At 39.2% G+C, this 22269-nt stretch carries 14 protein-coding genes; 7 read left to right on the top strand and 7 right to left on the bottom strand.

What is annotated here, in order from left to right:
- Nucleotides 1–178: 178 nt before the first annotated feature.
- The 4 genes from AC1DDK_RS14870 to AC1DDK_RS14855 all read right to left on the bottom strand — a co-directional run bounded on the left by AC1DDK_RS14870 (nt 179) and on the right by AC1DDK_RS14855 (nt 8653).
- On the bottom strand, nt 179–2551 hold the full coding sequence (locus AC1DDK_RS14870) for an ABC transporter permease (RefSeq protein WP_172661639.1): 2373 nt from the start codon (nt 2549–2551) through the stop codon (nt 179–181).
- 207 nt (nt 2552–2758) lie between these two features.
- Nucleotides 2759–3463: a DUF3823 domain-containing protein gene (locus tag AC1DDK_RS14865; RefSeq protein ID WP_337717343.1), complete on the bottom strand. Its 705-nt coding sequence runs from the start codon at nt 3461–3463 to the stop codon at nt 2759–2761.
- 18 nt (nt 3464–3481) lie between these two features.
- Complete coding sequence (locus AC1DDK_RS14860; RefSeq protein ID WP_172661641.1) at nt 3482–5506, bottom strand: RagB/SusD family nutrient uptake outer membrane protein; 2025 nt, start codon at nt 5504–5506, stop codon at nt 3482–3484.
- Between the two features lie 21 nt (nt 5507–5527).
- Nucleotides 5528–8653: a SusC/RagA family TonB-linked outer membrane protein gene (locus tag AC1DDK_RS14855; protein WP_477633970.1), complete on the bottom strand. Its 3126-nt coding sequence runs from the start codon at nt 8651–8653 to the stop codon at nt 5528–5530.
- A gap of 180 nt (nt 8654–8833) precedes the next feature.
- On the opposite strand from AC1DDK_RS14855, the gene AC1DDK_RS14850 reads away from it, so the two are divergent.
- The gene (locus tag AC1DDK_RS14850; RefSeq protein ID WP_337717341.1) at nt 8834–11374 is read left to right on the top strand and encodes a Kelch repeat-containing protein; all 2541 of its coding nucleotides are present in this window, start codon (nt 8834–8836) and stop codon (nt 11372–11374) included.
- 3 nt (nt 11375–11377) lie between these two features.
- Here AC1DDK_RS14850 and AC1DDK_RS14845 read toward each other — a convergent pair whose 3' ends face one another.
- Nucleotides 11378–13609 (bottom strand): GH92 family glycosyl hydrolase, encoded by a 2232-nt coding sequence (locus AC1DDK_RS14845; protein WP_337717339.1) that lies wholly within the window; start codon nt 13607–13609, stop codon nt 11378–11380.
- A gap of 131 nt (nt 13610–13740) precedes the next feature.
- The gene (locus AC1DDK_RS14840; protein WP_172661645.1) at nt 13741–14289 is read right to left on the bottom strand and encodes a GNAT family N-acetyltransferase; all 549 of its coding nucleotides are present in this window, start codon (nt 14287–14289) and stop codon (nt 13741–13743) included.
- 217 nt (nt 14290–14506) lie between these two features.
- On the opposite strand from AC1DDK_RS14840, the gene ileS reads away from it, so the two are divergent.
- The 5 genes from ileS (at nt 14507) to AC1DDK_RS14815 (ending at nt 20106) form a co-directional block, all read left to right on the top strand.
- Nucleotides 14507–17899, top strand: coding sequence for an isoleucine--tRNA ligase (ileS, locus tag AC1DDK_RS14835; RefSeq protein ID WP_477633969.1), 3393 nt, complete (start codon nt 14507–14509; stop codon nt 17897–17899).
- A gap of 5 nt (nt 17900–17904) precedes the next feature.
- On the top strand, nt 17905–18288 hold the full coding sequence (locus AC1DDK_RS14830) for a TraR/DksA family transcriptional regulator (RefSeq protein WP_068891888.1): 384 nt from the start codon (nt 17905–17907) through the stop codon (nt 18286–18288).
- Complete coding sequence (locus AC1DDK_RS14825) at nt 18288–18890, top strand: lipoprotein signal peptidase (protein WP_048907639.1); 603 nt, start codon at nt 18288–18290, stop codon at nt 18888–18890. Before AC1DDK_RS14830 ends, AC1DDK_RS14825 begins: the two co-directional genes overlap by 1 nt.
- An 86-nt stretch (nt 18891–18976) precedes the next feature.
- Nucleotides 18977–19681, top strand: a complete 705-nt coding sequence (locus AC1DDK_RS14820; RefSeq protein ID WP_048907640.1) for an SIMPL domain-containing protein — start codon at nt 18977–18979, stop codon at nt 19679–19681.
- A 110-nt stretch (nt 19682–19791) separates the two neighbouring features.
- Complete coding sequence (locus tag AC1DDK_RS14815) at nt 19792–20106, top strand: hypothetical protein (protein ID WP_048907641.1); 315 nt, start codon at nt 19792–19794, stop codon at nt 20104–20106.
- Between the two features lie 78 nt (nt 20107–20184).
- Here the strand turns inward: AC1DDK_RS14815 and serS are convergent, their stop codons facing one another.
- Nucleotides 20185–21456: a serine--tRNA ligase gene (gene serS / locus AC1DDK_RS14810; protein ID WP_337717335.1), complete on the bottom strand. Its 1272-nt coding sequence runs from the start codon at nt 21454–21456 to the stop codon at nt 20185–20187.
- A 77-nt stretch (nt 21457–21533) separates the two neighbouring features.
- Here serS and rsmI point away from each other — a divergent pair, with 77 nt between their 5' ends.
- On the top strand, nt 21534–22244 hold the full coding sequence (gene rsmI / locus AC1DDK_RS14805) for a 16S rRNA (cytidine(1402)-2'-O)-methyltransferase (RefSeq protein WP_337717333.1): 711 nt from the start codon (nt 21534–21536) through the stop codon (nt 22242–22244).
- Nucleotides 22245–22269 lie beyond the last annotated feature (25 nt).

Here is a 22269-nt window from a genome sequence, read left to right as displayed (position 1 = left end):
ATTATAAACAGAAGGTTCAAGATGGTAAAAACAAAATGAGTGTCCTGAATGCTGTTAGAAACAAAATAATCCACAGAATCTTTGCCGTCATAAAAAACCAAACCATTTATAAAAATGATTTGGTTTTGTCATAGAAATCGAGATGACGGAACAATGTTTGTTGAACTTGTTTCAGAACTTACTCATATTTTAATGCATCAACCGCATTTGCCTTTGCAACCTTGACGGTTTGAAAGCTTACTGTAAGTATGGCAATAAATACAGACAAAAATAAAGCAATTAAAAACGGCCAGGCAGTCATGGCAACTTTATAGTCATATTTCTGCAGCCACCTTACCGCAATAATATAAGCAGCTGGAATAGCAATCATATTTGATAGAATAACCAGTTTTATAAAATCCTTGTTCAATAGAACAAGAATACTTTTCAAATCGGCACCAAGAACCTTTCTGATACTGATTTCTTTACTTCTCTGCTCCGCAATATATAAAGCAAGCCCCAGCAAGCCTAAACAAGAGATAAAAATAGCAAAACAACCAAACAGATTAGAAAGCACACTGAGCAATCGCTCTGTTTTTAGCTTCTGCTGCATACCCTGATTAACGAACTGGAGATCTGCGGGATAAGAAGGATTKAGTCGAAGGCTAATGTCTTTGATAGACTGAACTGATTTGCTTAGCGATTGATCCGGATTAAGACGAAGCAGCAATACTTTGCTTTGAGCAATGTTGCAATAAAATACGGTAGGTTTTGACTTTGCACCCAGCTGTTCGTTTGTATAATCTTTAACAACACCAATTACATTTAGCGATTGATCGCCCCAGGTAATTTTAGAGCCCACCGGATTTTTAAGCCCCATCGTTCTCACGGCACTTTCATTTAGCAGTAATGATGTTGCTGTATCAGCAACAAATTTAGGTGAGAAATCCCTTCCCATCACCATAGTCGTACCTATCGTTTTTACAAAATCGAAACCTGTACTTCGATAATCTATTATAGAATTATCATTTGCCGCCTTACCTGGCCAGCTAATATCTCCGGTTATGGTGCCTCCCTGAGTAAATGAACTTGCAAATTCTGTTGCCGAAACAATCGCGCCAGCATTTTTTAGCTCCGCTTTAAAGATCTCCAGCTTCTGCAGCTTTAACCACTCGCCTTCCAGATCCAGTTGCACCAGGTTATTCTCGTTAAACCCTAACGGCTTATTTTTCATGAATTGGATTTGGGAATAGATCACAATAGCACAAACGATCATACAAATTGAGATGGTAAACTGCACCACAACAAGTATTTTGCGCATCGGCAATGAGGACTTACCTATTCCGGTAAAGCCTTTTAATACCTTTACAGGTGTAAAAGATGACAAATAAAACGCGGGATAGCTTCCTGCAAGCACACCTGTGAATAAGATTAGCGAGAGTAGTGTTACCCATGTGTAGGGTGACTTGTAATTGATTTGGATAGAGATATCCAGCAGATTATTAAAATAGGGCAGCACACCCTCTAGCAGTACAAATGCAATCAAAATACCAATTAATGAAAGCACAAGTGACTCCATTACGAACTGACCAATCAGCGTTTTTCTGGAAGCACCAAGTGCCTTGCGCACTCCTACTTCTCTTGCACGTTTTTCTGATCGTGCAGTTGAAAGGTTCATATAATTAATGCAGGCAATTAGCAGAACACAGAACGCCAGAAAAATGAACAGCCTTACCTGATCAATCCTTCCTCCAGCTGACTTACCATTTTCAAAATGATCATAAAGATGGTATTTGCCAAAGGGAAAAAGAAAAGCCTGGAGAGTAGTCTCCTTATCATTTTTCTTAATCAACTGTCTTACTCCAGCATCTGTAACCTCGAAGCTAGCTTTGTCTTTTAACTTGAATAAAGTAAAGCAGGTAATGCTTCCCCAACCATTGTCCTTCTCTCCGGGATGTTCCTGCTCAAAAAATGACCAGGGTTGCAGTGCTTCGAATTGATGGGTCATGTTCTTTGGCAGATCTTCTACTACCGCAGAGACCTTCAGGATCTTACTATTATCCCACTTTACGCTGCTGCCTAAAACGTTCACACTTCCAAATAGCCTCTTAGCCGCTGAGGCAGTAAGTAAAACCGAATTGGGTTCGCTTAAAGCTGTTTCGGGGTTTCCCTGAATAAACTTGTAATCAAATATCTTCAAAAAGCCAGGGTCAACATTTAGGGTAGTCAACTTAAAATTGTTATTGGCAGTACCAAATAATTTCGTTGACTCGCCCATAGCTATCCTACTGGCAGTTTCTACCGAGGGCAAGCTTACCAAAGCAGCACCTGCAAGCTTATTTGGGGTTGCGTCTGTTGTTAAAAGTTTCCCATTTACATTTAGGGTAAGTTTAGCAGCATATATACGGTCTATATCCTTAAATTGTTTATCATAACTCCATTCGTAACCCACATACATCAGGAGCATTAAACAACAGGTCATACCAATGGCTAACCCTCCAATGTTGATCAGAGAAAAACCTTTATTTTTCCAAAGGTTTCTTAAAGCTATTCTAAAGTTGATTAAAAACATATCCGGGGTTTTTCATCTCTTACGCCAAAGATATGCCATTCTCAGAAACAACTCCATACACCTAAATATCGGCCATTTATATTTATGCCGGCGATTTATTGTTCATTTCCGTACAATCTATGTACATAAATGTACAGTTAGGTTTTAAATAAGAAAAGCGGCTCAGGAAGCCAAAGCCCTCGCCGCTTAACTAACTAACCTAATAAATTATGGGGTTACTGTTATCTCTTTTACTGTGGTATAATTGTACTTTTTGAAATTATCATTTACCCTTACGCCTACCCTCACATAGTAAGTAGTGGCATATTTCATTGCTGCATTTGTGGTGATGGCAACTTCGGTATTTTCATTTGGGATAACGGTTACCAGACCATTTGCAGGATCGAAATTATTGTTGCCTACATACTTTGTAGTTGACACGAACAACCTGTAATCAGCAACGGTAGGTTTGGTTTGTCCGGCTGGCGCCTCATTTCTGCTAAACTTAAATTTAGCAGAGATCTTTTTGTCGGCGGTAACTACCAGATCACCCACCCATTCTACAACTACATACGGCACTACATGAAAATCGTGGGTTGTTGTACCCTTGACATCAATTTCCTCTGCTGTTACCGGATAAAAGGGACCCTCAATTGGGCTAATGCGATATTTGCCGGCAAATAACTTGTTGTTTATATAACTACCATCTTGTTTAATATTTAAAAACATGGGGGTTGGTGTACTGCTCCAGCTCAGTTCTTCCATTCTGATTCTGGTGTTCCCCTGGCCTTGTTCAGCCTGTAAACCCTGTCCTTTATCGTCAAGGATTGTTCCTTGCAATACTGCCGAAGGGGCCTCATAATCGTCAATTTTACAGGAATGCAATGCTGCCACTCCTGCAAAAAACAATAACATAAATAATATCTTTTTCATACCTGATTTCTGTAATGGTTAATACTGTTCGTTTTGTTTTAGCTTAGGATTTGCTGCAATCTCAGCACCCGGAATAGCTTCATAGTAATATTTAGTAGCCACGGTAAATCTTGAATTGCGCTCTTCCAGTCTGGCATCAAAAATATACTTGCCCTTTACATAATCTGGCGCTTCAGGAACCGATCCTTTAGCAAACAGGAAGGGATTAAGCTTTCTCCAGATTCTCGAATTAACTTCCAGATCGGCAGTTCTCCATCTCAGCATGTCCCACCAAAGCTTATGCTCAAAAGCAAGTTCCTTTCTGCGCTCTATCCTTACAAGCTGCAATCCTCTTGTTGGCGCCAGTACATATGACCCAACACCGGTTCCCGGTGCAAGTGCCGCACCTGCAGAAAGCTCGCCCTGATCTGTTAACAATACCGCTCCTGCCCGCTCACGAATGGCATTGATTTGTACAAAAGCATCATTTTGAAGGTCAACACCGTCTAAGTTATTTACACCATGCTGTGCAAGTTCTAACGCTGCTTCGGCACGGTTTAGCAATACTTCTGCATATCTGATTTCAATCCACGACTGAGTAGACTCATGGAGTTTGGTAAGCGCCGCTGAAACATTTGGATTTAGATATTTGCGTCCATGAAAACCGGTAACGGTGGCATTGTTTGAAGAAGTTGGGCCATCCAGGCCAGTAGGGTTAATTGACTGCCCAGTAGACAATACAATTGGCACCTGACTATTCCATGTTCCTGCCTGTTTTACGTTTGGATTATAAAATGGATTGGAAGAATAAGCTGCTGTTGAACCCTCTGGCACCAACTTTTGTATAGGGGTGGCCGGATCTATACTTTCGATAAATGTTCCGCGACGAAGATCGGTACGCAGTCCTTTAAAAGCCTGGCCCGGCAATAAAACTGTGCCTCTTAACCTTGGCTCGCAATTTTCAAAAAGCTGTTCTACATAATCATATACGATATAGGTTCCATCAGGCTTAGTGGTCTGTATCTCGCCACGTGAATTCTTTGGCAATCCATCAAAAAGCTCTACATAATCCAAAGTAGGATTAAAACGATCGCCATAAGTTGAAGTCATGTGTGGCGGCGAATAAACTGCATCGAAACTATGTACATTTTCTACAAAGGAATAACCTTTTGAGAAGATCGTTTCGGGACTCTCCGTGTCCAGAAAAAGTGCAGCATAATTATTTGCAGAAGCAATTTTATCTGTGGGCGACCATGTTTTTTTATAAAGAGAATACTTACCTTCAATCATTTTTGCAGCCTGAAAGCTTAATTTAAAATAATCATTGGCCTTTGCCGCCGGAATGCCATTAAGCATTATGCCATCAACAACATATTGAGTACCATATCTGGCCTTTGAACCGGCAAAAAGCGCAACGCGCGATTTAAATGCCGCAGCAATATTCTTATTTACACGTCCCTTTTGCTCACTTGCCTCATTCATGTTTGTAATGGCATAATCAAGATCTGCCAGTATAAAATCATAAACTTCCTGTTCACTGCTTCTTGGAATCTGCAATTCTTCTACGTTGGCATTTAAAGCCTGAACCTGACTTGTAATAGGTACTCCTCCGTAACGCTTTACCAAAGCAAAATATGTAAAAGCACGAATAAAACGTGCTTCAGCTATCCATTTATCAACCTTTGGCTGTGTTAGTGACGCGGCATAAGCAGGTAAATTTTCGATCAGATAGTTGGAATAGCGAATAACCTGGTAACCGCTTTTCCAGTACCCTCTGGCAGGATTTACAAAACCTCCGTTGTTTCGATTGGCATTTTCTCCGGTATTTAACATGGGTAAGGCGATTTGATTCCAGGTATTAAACCCTTCTGTGCCATCGCCGGCACTGTATTTAAAATCCTCAATAGGCATGCGGCTATAGAGAGCGGCCATATAGGCCTGCATTCCCGCATCTGTGAACAGATCCTTATCCTGTACAATATTTACAGGGGCAATGTCCAGTTTATTACAAGCGCATACTGCTCCAAAAAGAAGCATAAATGCTATATATTTTAATTGTTTCATAATCATTTGTCTGGATCCTTATTAAAAGCTAATGCTTGTTCCGAAATTAATTGTACGGCTGATTGGATAGATGTACCCATAAAGTTCTGAAGGGCGCTCGGGGTCTAATCCTTTAATCTTCGTAATGGTTAGCAGGTTGTATCCGTTGGCATATACGCGTAATCCTTGTATCCCTATTTTTGTAAGTATTTTTTTAGGAAGTGAATAACCAAGCTCAGCGCTCTTTAAACGCATATAAGCACCATTTTGAATCGCCCTGCGCGAATTGTCGTTAATAACCGTTCCCGTATAAGCGTAGTATCCTTGTACCCATTTATTGGCGGGATCATAAGGATCTGCTTTGGGATCAACAGGATGCCATCTGTCCATAAACATATCCAGCGCATTTCCATCGAAGGCCAATGGCTCTCTAAAGGCTTCAGGATAGGAAACATAAGACATCGCGCCGCCCTGGAAAAGCAGGTTCAGATCAAAACCCTTGTAATCGAAACCAAGGTTAAGCCCAAAATTTAGCAATGGATAGTTATGCCGGGCATCGTTTCCATCAGCACTGGTACTGTTTGGATTAATGGCAGTAGCAACTGGATAACGGTCCAGATCATCAAAAGTCCCGTCGCCGTTCCAATCCTCGTAAATGTAATCGCCAGGAAGTGTACCTCTACCGGTAAACTGGTTATAATTGGCAATCTGCTCAAATGATTGAAACTGTCCTACATACCCAAAGCCAAACCATACATCATTATAGCGGTTGAGTTTGTTGTTTCTCCAGTTTTCCTGTGAATTTCCTGCACGTCCAAGTTCTTCATAAATAATTTTAGTACGTGTTAACGATACATTTCCGCTGATGTTATAGCCCAGCTCTCCGAACCTATTTCTGTGACTTAATGCAAGTTCAAGCCCGCGCGTTTCATCACTATTCAGGTTTTCCTGTGGCATATTTGCACCAAATGAACCGGGTACAGTTACCAAACGGTTGCCTAAAAGTCCATCMCTGCGGCGTTTAAATGCATCAAATGTAATCCCAAGTTTGCCTTTCCACAATTCAGCATCTAACCCGATATTGGTTGTTTTAACCTCTACCCATGTGAGGTCTGGATTTGGTACTGCTCTAAAGCCAACTGAGTTAACAAAACCGCCATCAAACATATAACCCCCACCAAGTGCTTCTCTGTTTCCATTAAACGGATAATCGTAGCCCGAAAGGAACTGATACCTTACGTTTCCATCATCGCCCATAATACCATATGACGCCCTGATTTTCAGGTTATCGATAAATGACAGTGATGAATTATTTTTCATGAAAGATTCTTCAGATATGCGCCATCCAACAGAAGCACCCGGAAAGAACCCAAATTGTTTCTTATCAGAAAACCTCGAAGAACCATCATAACGAAAGCTAAACTCGGCAAGGTATTTCCCTGAAAAATCATAGTTCAATCTGCCTATTACAGCTCTGGTTGCTGTTTCAGATACACCGTCAATATTGGTATTTGCCACCTGGCCTAGTGCTTTTCCGGCAAATAGGTATTCAACAGGCAAGGCAAGATCACGCTGTGCAAAAAAATTATCGGCACTCGAAGTACCTTCTTCGTAGAGTACTAAGGCGTTTATGTTATGTTTCTTTATACTTTTTACATAATTCAACGAGAGTTGCAATAATGAGTTAGGTGTTGTGCTATACCTTCTAAGCAACTGATCGGGACCATTCTTATTATAGGCGGTATAAGAATCGCTTGCTGCATTATAATCATATACGTTATAACCTTTTCTATAATCCTTAAAATTGTTATTTCTGGCATCGTACGAGAACAATCCCCTTGCGGTTAATCCATCAAGATATGGCACCTGATAGTCTAATGAAAACTGGCTCTGTAACCAGCTGTTCTGGTCTTTTTGGTAACCCGATAAATCACTATCTGAATTTGCTCCGGGATGTTCGAAAACTGGCTTATACAGATAATCAGGATTATTATTTGCATAATAGGTTTCGTTTGGCTGTGCTCTCCATAATTGCGAAAACAGCTGCCAGGAAGGAACTTTAGGATTCATTTTATTCTCTAAAATACCGTTAAGTTTTAAAGAGGCTTTTAAACGATTAGAGATCTGGGCGTTTAAGTTAGAGCGCAGATTATACCTGTCATATTTTAAGGAATTGCTTTTCCAGATTCCTTCTTGCCTGGCATAACCAAGGTTAATGAAATAATCTATCTTAGTATCACCTGAACTGCCACTGGCACTAAGGTTTTGCTGGAACTGAGGTGCAAAATCACGCATTGTCATGTCATACCAGTTGGTACCTGTTTTTGTTCCATTACGATAAGGGGCAAAATCTTCATCGTTATACGTTAGTACAGGTCCATCAACTCTATGCATGGTCTTCTCGTTCATTAGCGTGAAACGGTCAATTACACCTACAGGCTCAGGCAATCCGATTGGTGTTTGCTGACCATAATAAGCAGCATAAGTAATTTCCGGCTTGCCAGATTTCCCTTTTTTGGTGGTTACGAGTACAACCCCATTAGCAGCTCTTACTCCATACACCGCAGCAGCTGCATCTTTTAGAACTGAAATACTCTCGATCTCATTAGGATCAAGACGAGTAATATTATCGCGCGGTACCCCATCAATAACAATTAACGGATTACCAAAGCCCCGGATATCAAATTGATTGGTAAAAACACCAGGCTCTGATGTTCTTTGTACAACACGAAGCCCGGGAACTTTACCGGTTAGCATGTTCTGTACGTTCTGTGTTTTGGTTGTTGAGATCTCGGCATTGGAAACAGAGGCAATGGATCCGGTAAGGGTGGCTTTTTTCTGTGTACCATACCCTACAACAACCACTTCTCCAAGGCTGTTACCGCTGTCAGAAAGTATAATATTTAATGGCCCGCCGCTTGTAACCTGCACTTCTTTAGGTTGAAAACCAACAAAGGAAATTAACAGAGAAGAACCTGTGGGAACAGAGATAGAAAACTCTCCGTTATTGTCGGCTGAAGTTCCTCCTGAACTTCCCTTCACTTTTATCGCGGCACCAATTAAAGGCCCGCCGGCGGCATCCGTAACCTTACCTTTTACGGTAATGTTCTGCGCATATGTATAGGTTGTAATACAACATGCGAGTAAGAAAAATAGTAGTCTTTTCATACTTAGTTTTGGTTTAATATTTGGTTTATTTAAACACTAAGTAATTTAATAGCCTTAAAAAAGGCTTAAAAATGTCTTAGTTGGAGAAAAAATCTTAGAAAAAATTTCATATTCCACATAGAAGCTATATTGGAAGGGGATTTGCCAAATTTGCTTATCTTAGCGAGACCAGATATGACTATGGGATTAAAATTCTACCTGACTTGTTTTGCCTTTCTTTTTATAACTCCGAAGATCACAAATGCACAGTATTATGGCCTTTGTTTTACGGGGCATGAGACTATACAGGAAAAAAGAACAGGACTGGACCTGACCGCTGCTGATCCACTATGTTTCAATAACACCTTTGAGCTATCGTTCGATTTTTCTTTTATGACAGGCCATACCGATTACTTTGGTTATATATTCCGAATTGTAGATCAGGAAAAACGAAACATCGACCTTATATACGATAAAAGCCTGGAGGCAAAAAACCATCTTAAGTTGGTTATAGGTGATAAGATGTCGAACATTGAGTTCGATATAAAACTAGACAAGCTGTTTAAAAACTGGTACAACATAAAGCTCAGGTTTGATCAGGAAAACCAGGAACTGGTTCTTACCGCTGATGGCAAAGTTTATCGTGAGAAAATCCCCTTAAAAAAGAATTGTTACAGAATCTGCTTTGGTGCCAATAATTATAAGGAACATGAAGTGAAGGATGTGCCGCCAATGAAGATCAAAGAGATAAAAATAACTGAGGATGACAAGCTAACACATCACTGGCCATTAAATGAATATACCGGATTAAGTGCAACAGAAAAGATTAAAGGAAAAAATGCCGGAGTAATTAATCCGAACTGGATTAGAAAAATGCACATTGAATGGGAACTCGTTAAATCTGCTGAGGTTGCAGGATCGGCAAGTGTTGCCTTTGATGCTGATCGCGAACGGGTATTTGTAGTAACTGAAAAATCCTTGCAGACTTACGATGTAAAAACGGAAAAAACAACTATCGCCGATTATAAATCCGGATTGCAGCCAATGCTTTATGGAAATCAATCTATTTATCAAAATGAACTGGGGCTATTAAATTTCTATGTAGATTTTTCACTAATGAGTGGGTTCAATTTTAGCAATAACACATGGGATAGCAAGTATACTGGCGAAAACGTACCTACAAATTTCTGGCATTTAAACAAGTTCTACTCTGCAAATGACAACAGTCTGTATTTTATTGGGGGCTATGGACATTATAACTATAAACGAGATGTTCAGCGCTATCATTTTAAAGATAAAAAACTAAGTTCGGTTAAAACAAGCGGAGATTTTACTCCACGCTACCTTGCTGCACTGGGTGCAACGAAAAACGGCGCTTACATACTTGGAGGATATGGAAGTACGACCGGTCAGCAGATTCTGAATCCAAAGAACCTCTACGACCTCAGCTTTTATGATGTTGAACACAAAACTTTCAAAAAGCTATTTGAGCTGAATCCCGGAAAGGAAGAATTCGCTTTCGCAAACTCCATGGTTATTGATGAGAAGGAACAATCTTTTTATGCCCTCACGTTTGTAAACCACATATTTAATTCTTCTTTGGCTATGATCAAGGGATCGCTTAAAAATCCTTCCTATGAATTTGTAGGCAGCCGCATTCCTTATACTTTCCACGACATATCATCGTTTGCAGACTTGTATTATTGTAAGGTTAGCAAAAAGTTTGTAGCCGTATTGCTTTATTATGATCAGAAAGCAAACAGTTCCTCCGTTAAGATCTATACTTTACATGCCCCTCCCGAAATACAACAGGCAGTGCACAATACCCCACCCCGTTTTACAATAAACTGGTATATGGTAATTTCAGGAGCGCTAATTCTGTGCATGTTATATTTAGGATACAAACGAATCAGAAACCAAAAGACATTAGCTAAGCCCTCAGTTAAAGTACCGGTAATAACCCTTAAAGAACCTGAACTGGTAAACATAAAGCAAGAAAATACTGATATGCCTGATGATATAAGAAATACCATGTTTCTGTTTGGCGACCTTCAGCTATTTGACAGAGAAGGAAAAGATATTACCAAGCTCTTTACCCCAGTAATAAAAGAGCTTTTCCTGCTAATATTATTGTTTACCGTGCGCTGGGGACGAGGCGTTAGTTCAGAAAAACTGGAAGAGATTTTATGGGCCGACAAGTCTGTTGGCAGCGCCAGGAATAACAGATCTGTTAGTATTGCAAAGCTGAAGCTGCTTCTGGAAAGCATGGATAGCTGTGAGATATCTAAAGAGACCGGTTACTGGAAAATGCTGATCGATTACGACAAGATCAGAATAGACTATAAAGAATATCTGAATATTGTTAAAAGCAAAACCGACATCAACAAAAACAAGATCATAGATCTTACAAAAATTGTATCTCGGGGTGGGTTTCTTTCAAATGCAGAATACAGCTGGCTGGATCCTTTGAAGTATGAAATTTCAAACGAGATCATCGATACTTACCTCCATATGGCGGCAAGCATGAAGATCTCGGATGATCCTGAATTTTTAATATCTTTAGCGGATTGTGTATTTAACTTTGATCCGGTAAATGAAGAAGCCATGGCAATTAAATGCCAGGCTCTTGTATTTTTAGGTAAGCACTCTCTGGCTAAATCTATATTCGAGAATTTCAATAAAGAATATAAAGCCATTTATGCAGAAAGCTTTAATAAAACCTTTCAGGAAATACTGGGGTAATGGTTATTTGCCGTAATTATAGTTTGGCTTACTTCCCATTGTAATTTTTAGTGTACCACCTTTCATAATATCGGCATGCTGTAAATAGCTTTCCTCATATTTTTTCCCGTTCAATAGAATGCTTTGGATATAAATATTCTTGTCGCTGTTGCTTACAGATTCAACAATGAATTTTTTTCCGCCCTCTAAATTAATTGTGGCTTTGTCAAATAACGGACTCCCGATGGCATAAGTTCCAGAGGCCGGAAATACAGGGTAGAACCCTAAAGACGAAAATACATACCATGCCGACATTTGTCCGCAGTCTTCATTTCCGATGATGCCATCTGGACGATCATGATACATTTCTTTTAAAATATGTCTTACCTTTTCAGCCGTTTTCCATTGCTGTCCACCGTAGTTGTACAGATAAGGAATGTGGTGCCCAGGCTCATTTCCATGAGCATACTGCCCAATCAGCCCCGTCATATCCTCCAACCCTCCCTCGTCCTGAAATGGTAGTGTAAAAAATTGATCAAGCCGCTGATTAAAGGCTTCTTTACCGCCCAGCAAACCGATTAAACCGTTTACATCCTGAGGAACAAGCCAGTTGTATTGCCAGGCATTTCCTTCTGAGTAAAGTACGTTTTTACTTTTAAACGGATCAAAGCCAGGAGTCCAGCTGCCGTCTGATAGTTTTCCTTTAAAGAATTTATCAGCCGGATCAAAGTATAGCTTATAGTTCTCAGCACGTTTTTTGAAGTTGTTATACTCATTTCCCTTTCCCATTTTTTGCGCCATTAGTGCAATACTTCCGTCCCCTATTGCATATTCCATTCCTTTGGCGGTTGAAGCTCCTTCTTTATCACTAGGTATTACCTGAAAGTTTTTAGCATACTCCAGGCCAAGTAAATTCACTTCTGAACTGTTTGTTAAAGCTTCAAAGGCCTTTTCGCCATCAAATTTTATCCCCTTAAGATAGGCCTCGGCAACAATCTGTCTGCTTGCCATACCTACCATTGTACCTGTTTCATTTCCCATAAGGTGCCAGATTGGTAAATGCCCTTGCTGATCATAAATGGCCAGCATTGAATTTATCATATCAGCAGCACGTTTAGGCTGTGTAAGTACATAGAGCGGATGAGCTGCCCGATAAGTATCCCAGGTTGAAAAAACACTGTAATTAGCGAACGAGCCACTTTTATATACCTTTTTATCGGCGCCACGATAATCGCCATTATGATCATTGAACAATGATGGGTTGATCATAGTGTGATACATCGCTGTATAAAAGATTTTCTTTTCTGTGATGTTCTTAGATTCAACCGTAAGCCTGGATAGTTCCTTGTTCCATTTATCATCTGCTTGTTTTACGATCTGCTCGAAGTTCCATTTTGGGATTTCTGCAGTGATATTATCAAGTGCATTTTCTGAACTTACAGGCGATATTCCAACCTTAAGTTCTAAAAGAGCAGGTGCCTGATCAAAATTAAAGAGCCCCTTTATTGCTTTATCAGTTGCCGCCTTATCTTTTAAAAGCGTATTGTTATTGTATAATGCAAAGTTCTTTATGGCTACTGACGATTTTATGGCAAAATAGATCCATTGATCTTTAGCCCAGCCAGATGATTTACGATAACCTTTGAATGTAAAATCATCAACCTGCTCAATATGGGTATCGGTAGACTGATCATTAATACCTTCTTTTAAATCGATGATCACATGTGCCTCTTTTCCTGCAGGAAAATGATACCGATGATAACCTACCCTCTCGGACGCGGTTAACTCTACATTGACGCCGTTTCCCAGTTTTACCGAATAGAAACCTGGTTTTGCTTGTTCATTCTTATGGGAAAAAAGTGAAGCATAGCCACTTCCCGGAACCTTTTCCTGGCCCTTATCTGTTTTAGCACTTCCTGTATAAGGCATAATGGCAATATCAGAAAGATCGCCTATTCCGGTACCGCTTAAATGGGTTTGCGCAAAGCCTCTGATTACGCTATCCTGATAATTGTATCCCGAACACCAGTCCCAGCCTTTATAAAAATTATCGGGGCCAATTTGCACGCCTCCAAAAGGAACACTGGCTCCAATAAAAACGTGTCCGTGTGAGCCCGACCCAATAAATGGGTCTACAAAATCCGTTAACTTTTGACTGTTTTTGCTTTGTGCATTGGCTATGTCAGTTATTCCGAAAAGTGCAAGGACTATACAAATACTAAGTTTCGTTCTCGTTCTGCAATAAAAAAAATTCATGAATTCTAATTGATGGTTTATTAATAGGTTTACATTTGGTGAACTACACAAATAAAACATCGGGGATTAATTACATCATAATAAATCCTTAATTGTAATAGAATAATGAAAAATTTATACCGGTTTTTGAGTTATTCTGGCAATGTTAAAGAAAACGTAACCACATTATCTACACTATCGCCGTGCGAATTCGGATAGACTTTGTTATCTCTTTTAAAACCAGCCATCTTTAAAACTTTTACTGAACTGATATTATTTGCTGAAGGGAAAGCTGTTATTGTTTTTACTTTCAATTCTTCAAATCCATACTTTATCACAGCAGTAATAGCCTCTCTCATAAATCCTTTTCCCTGAAAATCGGGAAGCAGCTCGTAACCAATCTCTGCAATGGCATTTTCAGCATCAAAATTCCAGAGGCAGATGGTTCCGATTAAAGAAGGGTTGTCAAGTAAAGAAATTGCCCAGTAAATACTGGCATTGTTCTCTATGAGTTTTCCAATCTTATAAATGTGAGCCATGGCATCTTCTATACCAGTAGAAGGTGTTCTGCCAGTCATGGCCGCAATTTTAGGATCAGACCGCAGCATGTGAATTTGCAGGGCATCTTGGGCAGCTAATTCTCTAAGTAAAAGACGGGAGGTCTTTATTACGGGAAAAATAGAAAAATCAAGGTTTTTCATGAGTAAATAGGGATGTAGTATTATTTTAATAACTGCGAAAATGCAAATTTATTTTCTTTAAGGTACTTTTTGCGAACAAGGTAAACCGAGCAAATACCGAAACACCCGCCAGGAGCTATCAAGATGCACTAGGCTGTTTAAAAGCTTTAAACAACACTTCAATTTCTCATTCTAATAACTTAACTTTGCATCCTTAATTTTTGGAGATACTTGATTGATGTATAGGGAATTTAAACAGTTAGAACTAGCGAAAATAGGAAAAGAGATACTTGATTTTTGGAAAGCGGAGAACATCTTTGAAAAAAGCATTTCGACCCGATCAAAATCAAACCCATTTACTTTTTACGAAGGGCCGCCTTCTGCAAATGGAATGCCTGGTATTCACCACGTAATGGCGCGTGCTATTAAAGATATTTTCTGCCGTTATAAAACTATTAAAGGATTTCAGGTAAAAAGAAAAGCAGGATGGGATACTCACGGACTTCCTGTAGAACTGGGAACTGAAAAGGAACTTGGCATCACCAAAGAAGATATAGGAAAGACCATTTCAATTGAAGAGTATAATGAGGCTTGCAAAAGAACCGTAATGCGTTATACAGATGTATGGAACGACCTTACCGAGAAAATGGGCTATTGGGTGGATATGGATGATCCATATATTACTTATAAGTCGAAATATATGGAATCGGTTTGGTGGCTTTTGAAACAGATCTACGATAAAGGTTTATTATATAAGGGCTATACCATCCAACCTTACTCTCCAAAAGCGGGAACAGGATTAAGCTCACATGAGGTAAATCAGCCGGGAGCTTATCGTGATGTAACCGACACTACCATAGTTGCCCAGTTTAAATCGTTACCTGACACATTACCTGCTTTCCTGACAGGGTTTGGAGATATACATTTCATGGCATGGACAACAACGCCATGGACTTTACCATCGAACACAGCGCTGACTGTAGGTCCAAAAATAGACTATGTACTGGTAAAAACCTTTAATCAATATACTTACCTTCCTGTAAATGTAATCTTAGCCAAGAACCTGGTAGGAAAACAGTTTAATAAAATATACTTTGAAAGCACTGCTGAGGAAGATTTCAGTAATTTCAAAGAGGGTGACAAAAAGATCCCTTATCAAATTTTAACGGGGTGTAAAGGCGCAGACCTGGTAGGTGTTAAATATGAACAGCTTTTACCTTATACTTTACCATACCAAAATCCTGAAAATGCTTTCCGTGTGATCTCCGGAGACTTTGTGACTACAGAAGATGGAACAGGTATTGTACATACAGCGCCCACCTTTGGTGCCGATGATGCTAAAGTAGCTAAAGAAGCCACACCTGAGGTCCCTCCGATGCTGGTTTTGGATGAGAATGGATCTCCGGTTCCATTGGTAGACTTGCAGGGAAGATTTACTGCTCACGTAGGTGATCTGGCAGGGAAATATGTAAAAAATGAATATTACAACGAAGGTGAGGCTCCTGAGAAATCAGTAGACGTAGAAATTGCTATCCGCCTGAAAGAAGAAAATAAAGCGTTTAAGGTAGAAAAGTATGTTCACAGTTACCCGCACAGCTGGAGAACTGATGAACCGTTATTATATTACCCTCTGGATTCCTGGTTCATCAAAGTAACTGACATTAAGGACAGGATGTTTGATTTGAACGAGACCATCAACTGGAAACCAAAGTCTACAGGAGAGGGCCGTTTTGGAAACTGKTTAAAAAATGCAAACGACTGGAACCTTTCGCGCTCTAGATATTGGGGAATTCCCTTGCCAATCTGKAGAACGGAAGACAAAAGAGAAGAAATATTAATTGGCTCTGTTGAAGAGTTATATAATGCCATAGAAAAGTCAATAGAAGCCGGCTTTATGAAAGAAAATCCTTTTAAAGGATTTGAGATCGGCAACATGTCTGAAACCAATTATGATCTAGTAGATCTGCATAAGAATGTAGTGGACGGAATTATATTGGTTTCACCTTCGGGAAAACCTATGAATCGTGAAAGTGACCTGATCGATGTATGGTTTGACTCTGGCGCAATGCCTTACGCGCAATGGCATTATCCTTTTGAAAATAAAGATAAAATTGATGAGCAAAAAGACTTCCCTGCTGATTTTATAGCCGAAGGAGTTGACCAGACTCGTGGATGGTTCTATACCTTACACGCTATTGGAGCACTGGTTTTTGATAAAATTGCCTATAAAAATGTAGTTTCAAATGGATTGGTACTCGACAAAAACGGGCAGAAAATGTCTAAACGCCTGGGCAATGCAGCTGATCCGTTTAAGACATTGGAAGAGTACGGCCCGGATGCTACACGCTGGTATATGATATCTAATGCAAATCCTTGGGACAACTTAAAGTTCGATATTGAAGGAATTGCAGAGGTACGCCGCAAGTTCTTTGGAACGCTTTACAATACCTATGCGTTCTTTGCCCTTTATGCAAATATTGACAAGTTTGAAATAGACCAGGATAAGCTCACTCCAGTTGCTGAACGCAGTGAGCTTGACAGATGGATTCTATCTTTACTGCAAACATTAATTGCAGAGGTGGATGAAAGCTATGCTGCTTATGAGCCTACAAAAGCTGCAAGAGCAATTCAGTCATTTGTGGATGAACACTTGAGTAACTGGTACATCCGTTTATCACGCCGCCGCTTCTGGAAGGGCGAAATGACTGCGGATAAGAAAGCTGCGTATGAAACCTTATATGCTTGCCTAACCAGTATCTCGCAACTGATGTCGCCTATAGCTCCTTTCTTTGCGGACTGGTTATTCCAGAATTTAACTGCAGGAGATGCTGCTAATAATGTTGAATCTGTACATCTTGCCCTACTTAAGGAAGCTGATCAGAGCTTGATTGACACAGAACTGAATGAACGCATGCATCTGGCACAAGACATATCGTCGATGGTATTGTCGCTGCGTAAAAAAACAAGTATCAATGTTCGTCAGCCTTTGGCTAAAATCCTAATCCCGGTACTTGATAATAAATTTGCTGAAAGGGTTGAATTAGTTAAAGAATTAATCCTATCAGAAACGAATATTAAGGATATTGAGTATATTACCGACACTGCTGGCTTCATTACCAAAAAGATCAAACCTAACTTTAAAGCGCTAGGCCCTAAGGTTGGTAAAGACATGAAAATGGTTGCCGAAGTAGTAAACAACTTGACACAGGAACAATTGAGTCAGTTTGAAAATGAAGGGAAATATCAAATTACTGGCACTAATTATGTTATCGAGTTGAGCGACGTTGAAATCATTGCTGAGGATATACCAGGATGGCAGGTAACTAATATGGGTAACTTAACTGTTGCTCTTGATGTTACGATAACTGACGAACTGAAACAGGAAGGATTATCGCGTGAACTAATTAACAGAATTCAGAATTTAAGAAAAGAACTTAATTTTGAAGTTACAGATAGAATTACTGTGACTTTACAAAACCATAATTTAGTAGCTGCAGCTGTAGCTCAAAATAAAACATACATTTGCTCGGAAATTTTAGCGGATGAGGTTAAATTAACAGAAAGTTTAGATAATGGAAACAAAATAGTAATCGATGATGTTGAATTACAAATTTCGATTGCCAAACAATAATTATTATGGAAAAAGCTACAAAAACAAGGTACTCTGACAGTGAACTTCAAGAATTTAAAGAATTGATTCAGGAAAAATTACGTATGGCCAGAGAAGAGTTTCTTGATTTAACGAACTCTCTAAGCAGTCCTAATTCTAACGGAACAGAAGATACCTCTGGCACTTACAAAACGCTTGAAGATGGTTCTGCAACTCTTGAAAAAGAACAATTAAACCAACTGGCTGCACGTCAGAAAAAATTCATTGAAAATTTAGAGGCTGCATTAGTGCGTATTGAGAATAAAACTTATGGTATCTGCAGAGAAACAGGTAAACTGATTCAGAAAGAACGTTTACGTGCTGTACCGCACGCAACTTTAAGCATGGAAGCTAAACTGAAGCAGTCGTAATGAAAGGCTATACAAAACCTTTATTAATAATTTTCCTGGTTTTGCTTGCCGATCAGGTTTTAAAAACCTGGATCAAGACCAATATGTTTATGGGTCAGGAGTTCAAGATCATTGGCAATTGGTTCATTATTCATTTTACCGAAAATAACGGGATGGCCTTTGGACTTGAGTTTGGCGGGGAGTTTGGTAAGCTTGCCTTATCATTATTCAGAATAGCAGCCGTTGCCGGTATCGGTTATGGATTACATTACCTGATCCAAAGGAAATACCATCGTGGTCTTATCTTAAACGTGGCATTGATATTTGCAGGTGCACTAGGAAATATTATAGATTCAGTACTGTATGGCGTAATATATGGTTATGCAGGATGGTTCCATGGAAGAGTGGTAGATATGTTCTATTTCCCCATCTGGGAAGGTCATTTTCCTTCGTGGTTTCCAATATGGGGCGGAGAGGACTTTATCTTTTTCAGACCGGTATTTAATATTGCAGACGCGGCCATCTCTGTTGGTGTAATCATCATACTTGTGTTCCAGAAAACTTATTTTAAGGAAGAATTTAAAGAAGAAATTGGCCCTAATAATGAGATAGTTGAAGAATAATTTTATGATTTGTGCTAATGATTTGTGGAATTGGTATGGTAATTTCATCTAACTATTAAATACACAAAAGAAAAACATTTATCATTATGAAAAAGTTATTAACCCTTGCCTTCGTTTCCTTATTAAGTATAAGCGCTATGGCTCAACAAGTAGATTTAAGAAAAAAGATTAGTGTTAGCGGTTCTGCGGAAACCGAAGTTACTCCAGACATTATTTACATCAGTATCTCTTTAAAAGAATATTTAAAAGATAACAACAGTAAGAAAAAGGTGGAGATCACTACTTTGGAAAGCCAGTTGTATGCTGCTGTTCAAAAAGCAGGTATCGACAAAGAAAACCTAACCATCAACAATTTATCAAGCTATGCTATAGTTACGGAGAAAAAGAAAAACCCTGATTATCTGGCTAGCAAACAGTATCGCTTAAAAGTATCTGATTTGAATAAATGGAATGATATCATTGGTTCTATTGATCCTAAAGGAATCGCTTATACCAACGTTGACAGTTATGATTATTCAAAAATTGAAACACTTAAAAAAGAACTAAAAATTAAAGCACTACAGGCTGCTAAAGAAAAAGCGTCTTACCTGGTTGAAGCCCTTGGGGATAAATTAGGTAGTGTAATTGACATCCAGGAAGTGAACAATGAACAATATCCACAGCCAATGTATCGTAATGTAATGATGATGAAAGCTGAAAGTGCTGATATGGCAGGCGCTGCTGCACCGGAGATTGACTTTAAAAAAATAAAACTGAACTATATAATGAATACAGTATTCGAAATTAAATAGTAGTAGTGACTACTTGAGTATACAGTTTTAAGGAAATACCTTTAAAAAACCTACCAATAACTTTTGGTAGGTTTTTTGTTATTTAGATAATATCACAAAATTCAAATCGTATGAAAAGATTAATTTACTCTTTAGTGCTAGTTTTCACATTGGCAATCAGCGCAAACACAGTTTCTGCCGCAGGAAAGACAGACAAGATTAAAACTGAGATGACTGCCGAGCAGCAAATTCAGCTAAAACAGATCACTGACCGTGTTCAGGAGATCCGTTCAATGGACAAATCTCAGTTGTCAAAAACTGAGAAGAAAGAGTTACGTAAAGAATTGAGAGGGTTGAAAAAACAAGCAAATGCGTTAGGTGGCGGTGTTTACCTTTCAGTTGGTGCAATCATCATCATTATTTTATTATTAATTCTTATTCTATAGAATACCTTATTTACATCTACCTATAAAAAAAGCTTCCCAATTGGGAAGCTTTTTTTGCTTATGAAGTTTTGATCTTATTTAATCAATGTATTCAAAACCTGTATATTTTACCAAAGCTTCAGGAATTTTAATTCCTTTTTCAGTTTGGTTATTTTCCAGAATAGCGGCAACAATACGAGGTAGCGCCAGTGCACTTCCATTTAATGTATGTGCCAATTGCGTTTTACCAGAAGCACCTTTAAATCTTAATTTAAGTCTGTTACTTTGGTATGTTTCAAAGTTAGATACTGAAGATACCTCTAGCCAGCGTTGTTGCGCAGCACTCCATACTTCCATATCGTAAGTCATTGCAGAGGTAAAGCCCATATCGCCACCACATAAACGCAATACACGATAGTGTAGACCTAGCTCCTGAAGCAACGATTGAACATACGCACTCATGTCTTCCAGAACTTCATAAGATTTATCCGGATGTACAACCTGTACTATTTCAACTTTATCGAACTGATGCAAGCGGTTTAATCCACGTACATGCGCGCCGTATGATCCTGCTTCTCTGCGAAAACACGGCGTGTATGCTGTGTTTTTTATGGGAAGCTCTTCTTCCTTTAAAATCACATCACGATAAAGGTTAGTTACAGGCACCTCGGCTGTTGGTATAAGGTATAAATTATCTACTCCCGCATGGTACATCTGTCCTTCTTTATCAGGTAACTGTCCGGTACCAAAACCTGAGGCTTCATTAACTAAATGAGGCACTTGCATTTCTCTGTATCCCTTTTCTGTTGCGTGGTCCAAAAAGAAATTAATAAGTGCTCTTTGCAAACGCGCGCCTTTGCCTTTATATACAGGAAAACCTGCGCCGGTTATTTTTGTACCAAGCTCAAAATCTATAATATCGTATTTAGCAGTCAATTCCCAGTGTGGCAGTGCACCTTCCGGTAAATCGGCAGGATTGCCGTGTTCATAAACAACTTCATTGTCTTCAGCTACACTCCCTGGTTTTACAAGGTGATGAGGTAGGTTTGGTAGCTGTACAATCAAACCATATAAGGCGTCTTCCACTTCTGTTAACTGATCTGAAAGGTTCTTATGCTCTTCCTTATTTGACGTAGTTTCTGCTTTAAGTACCTCTGCTTCTTCTTTCTTTCCGCTACGCATTAGTTCACCAATCTGTTTTGCAGCTGCATTGGCTACTGCGGAAAGGTTATCCAGCGAGGTTTGAACTTGTCTTCGTTCTTCGTCAATTTTAATAATTTCATCAACCAGTTCTGGGTGCTTAAAATTACGTACACTTAGTCCTTCTAAAACTTTCTCTCTATTTTCGCGGATATAGTTAACTTGCAGCATTATTTTATTTTTTAAACAAAGATAATAACTTAACTCGTCATTGCGAATGCAGTAGCACAATACGAGACCTAATAATTATGGAAGGTAAACTATTTCTTGTGCCCACCCCTATTGGAAATCTTGAAGACATGACCTTCAGGGCAATCCGGATTTTAAAAGAAGCTGATGTGATCCTTGCAGAGGATACCCGTACCAGCGCCCCTATGCTGAAGCATTTCGGGATTGATAAAAAAGCATATTCACATCACCAACACAATGAACATCAGGCAACCTCAGAAATCATTAAGTTTTTGAAAGAAGGTAAAATGGTAGCTTTGATATCAGATGCCGGAACACCTGCAATATCCGACCCTGGCTTCTTTTTGGTTAGGGAAGCAATAAAAAATGATTTGGCAGTAGAGTGCTTGCCTGGAGCTACGGCCTTTGTGCCTGCCCTGGTAAACTCAGGATTGCCTTCTGACGCCTTTGTTTTTGAAGGCTTTTTGCCCGTAAAAAAAGGACGACAAACACGTTTTAAAAAACTGGCTGAGGAAGAAAGGACAATAGTTTTGTATGAAAGCCCGCATCGGTTACTTAAAACACTTGAGGAATTTGCACAGTATTTGGGTGCAGATCGTCAGGCATCGGTAAGTCGTGAGTTAACCAAACTTTATGAAGAAACTGTGAGAGGTACTTTAACCGAAATTAAATCACATTTTGAAAACAATATATTAAAAGGAGAATTCGTAATTTGTATTGCGGGAGCTGAAGAAGTAAAAAAGAAAGCTAAGTATGATCGCGATAATTAGGGTTCAATTTTTGATAGCTCACTAC

The sequence above is a fragment of the Pedobacter sp. 05T44 genome, from assembly GCF_056395985.1.
The sequence above is the reverse complement of the archived record's forward strand: the minus strand, read 5'-3'. Positions and strand labels throughout refer to the sequence as shown.

Excerpts from the sequence above, each read along its gene's own strand:
- AC1DDK_RS14865 (WP_337717343.1), bottom strand. The coding sequence starts at position 3,463 with ATGAAAAAGATATTATTTATGTTATTGTTTTTTGCAGGAGTGGCAGCA.
- AC1DDK_RS14860 (WP_172661641.1), bottom strand. The coding sequence starts at position 5,506 with ATGAAACAATTAAAATATATAGCATTTATGCTTCTTTTTGGAGCAGTA.
- AC1DDK_RS14850 (WP_337717341.1), top strand. The coding sequence starts at position 8,834 with ATGGGATTAAAATTCTACCTGACTTGTTTTGCCTTTCTTTTTATAACT.
- AC1DDK_RS14845 (WP_337717339.1), bottom strand. The coding sequence starts at position 13,609 with ATGAATTTTTTTTATTGCAGAACGAGAACGAAACTTAGTATTTGTATA.
- AC1DDK_RS14840 (WP_172661645.1), bottom strand. The coding sequence starts at position 14,289 with ATGAAAAACCTTGATTTTTCTATTTTTCCCGTAATAAAGACCTCCCGT.
- AC1DDK_RS14830 (WP_068891888.1), top strand. The coding sequence starts at position 17,905 with ATGGAAAAAGCTACAAAAACAAGGTACTCTGACAGTGAACTTCAAGAA.
- AC1DDK_RS14825 (WP_048907639.1), top strand. The coding sequence starts at position 18,288 with ATGAAAGGCTATACAAAACCTTTATTAATAATTTTCCTGGTTTTGCTT.
- AC1DDK_RS14820 (WP_048907640.1), top strand. The coding sequence starts at position 18,977 with ATGAAAAAGTTATTAACCCTTGCCTTCGTTTCCTTATTAAGTATAAGC.
- AC1DDK_RS14815 (WP_048907641.1), top strand. The coding sequence starts at position 19,792 with ATGAAAAGATTAATTTACTCTTTAGTGCTAGTTTTCACATTGGCAATC.
- serS (WP_337717335.1), bottom strand. The coding sequence starts at position 21,456 with ATGCTGCAAGTTAACTATATCCGCGAAAATAGAGAGAAAGTTTTAGAA.
- rsmI (WP_337717333.1), top strand. The coding sequence starts at position 21,534 with ATGGAAGGTAAACTATTTCTTGTGCCCACCCCTATTGGAAATCTTGAA.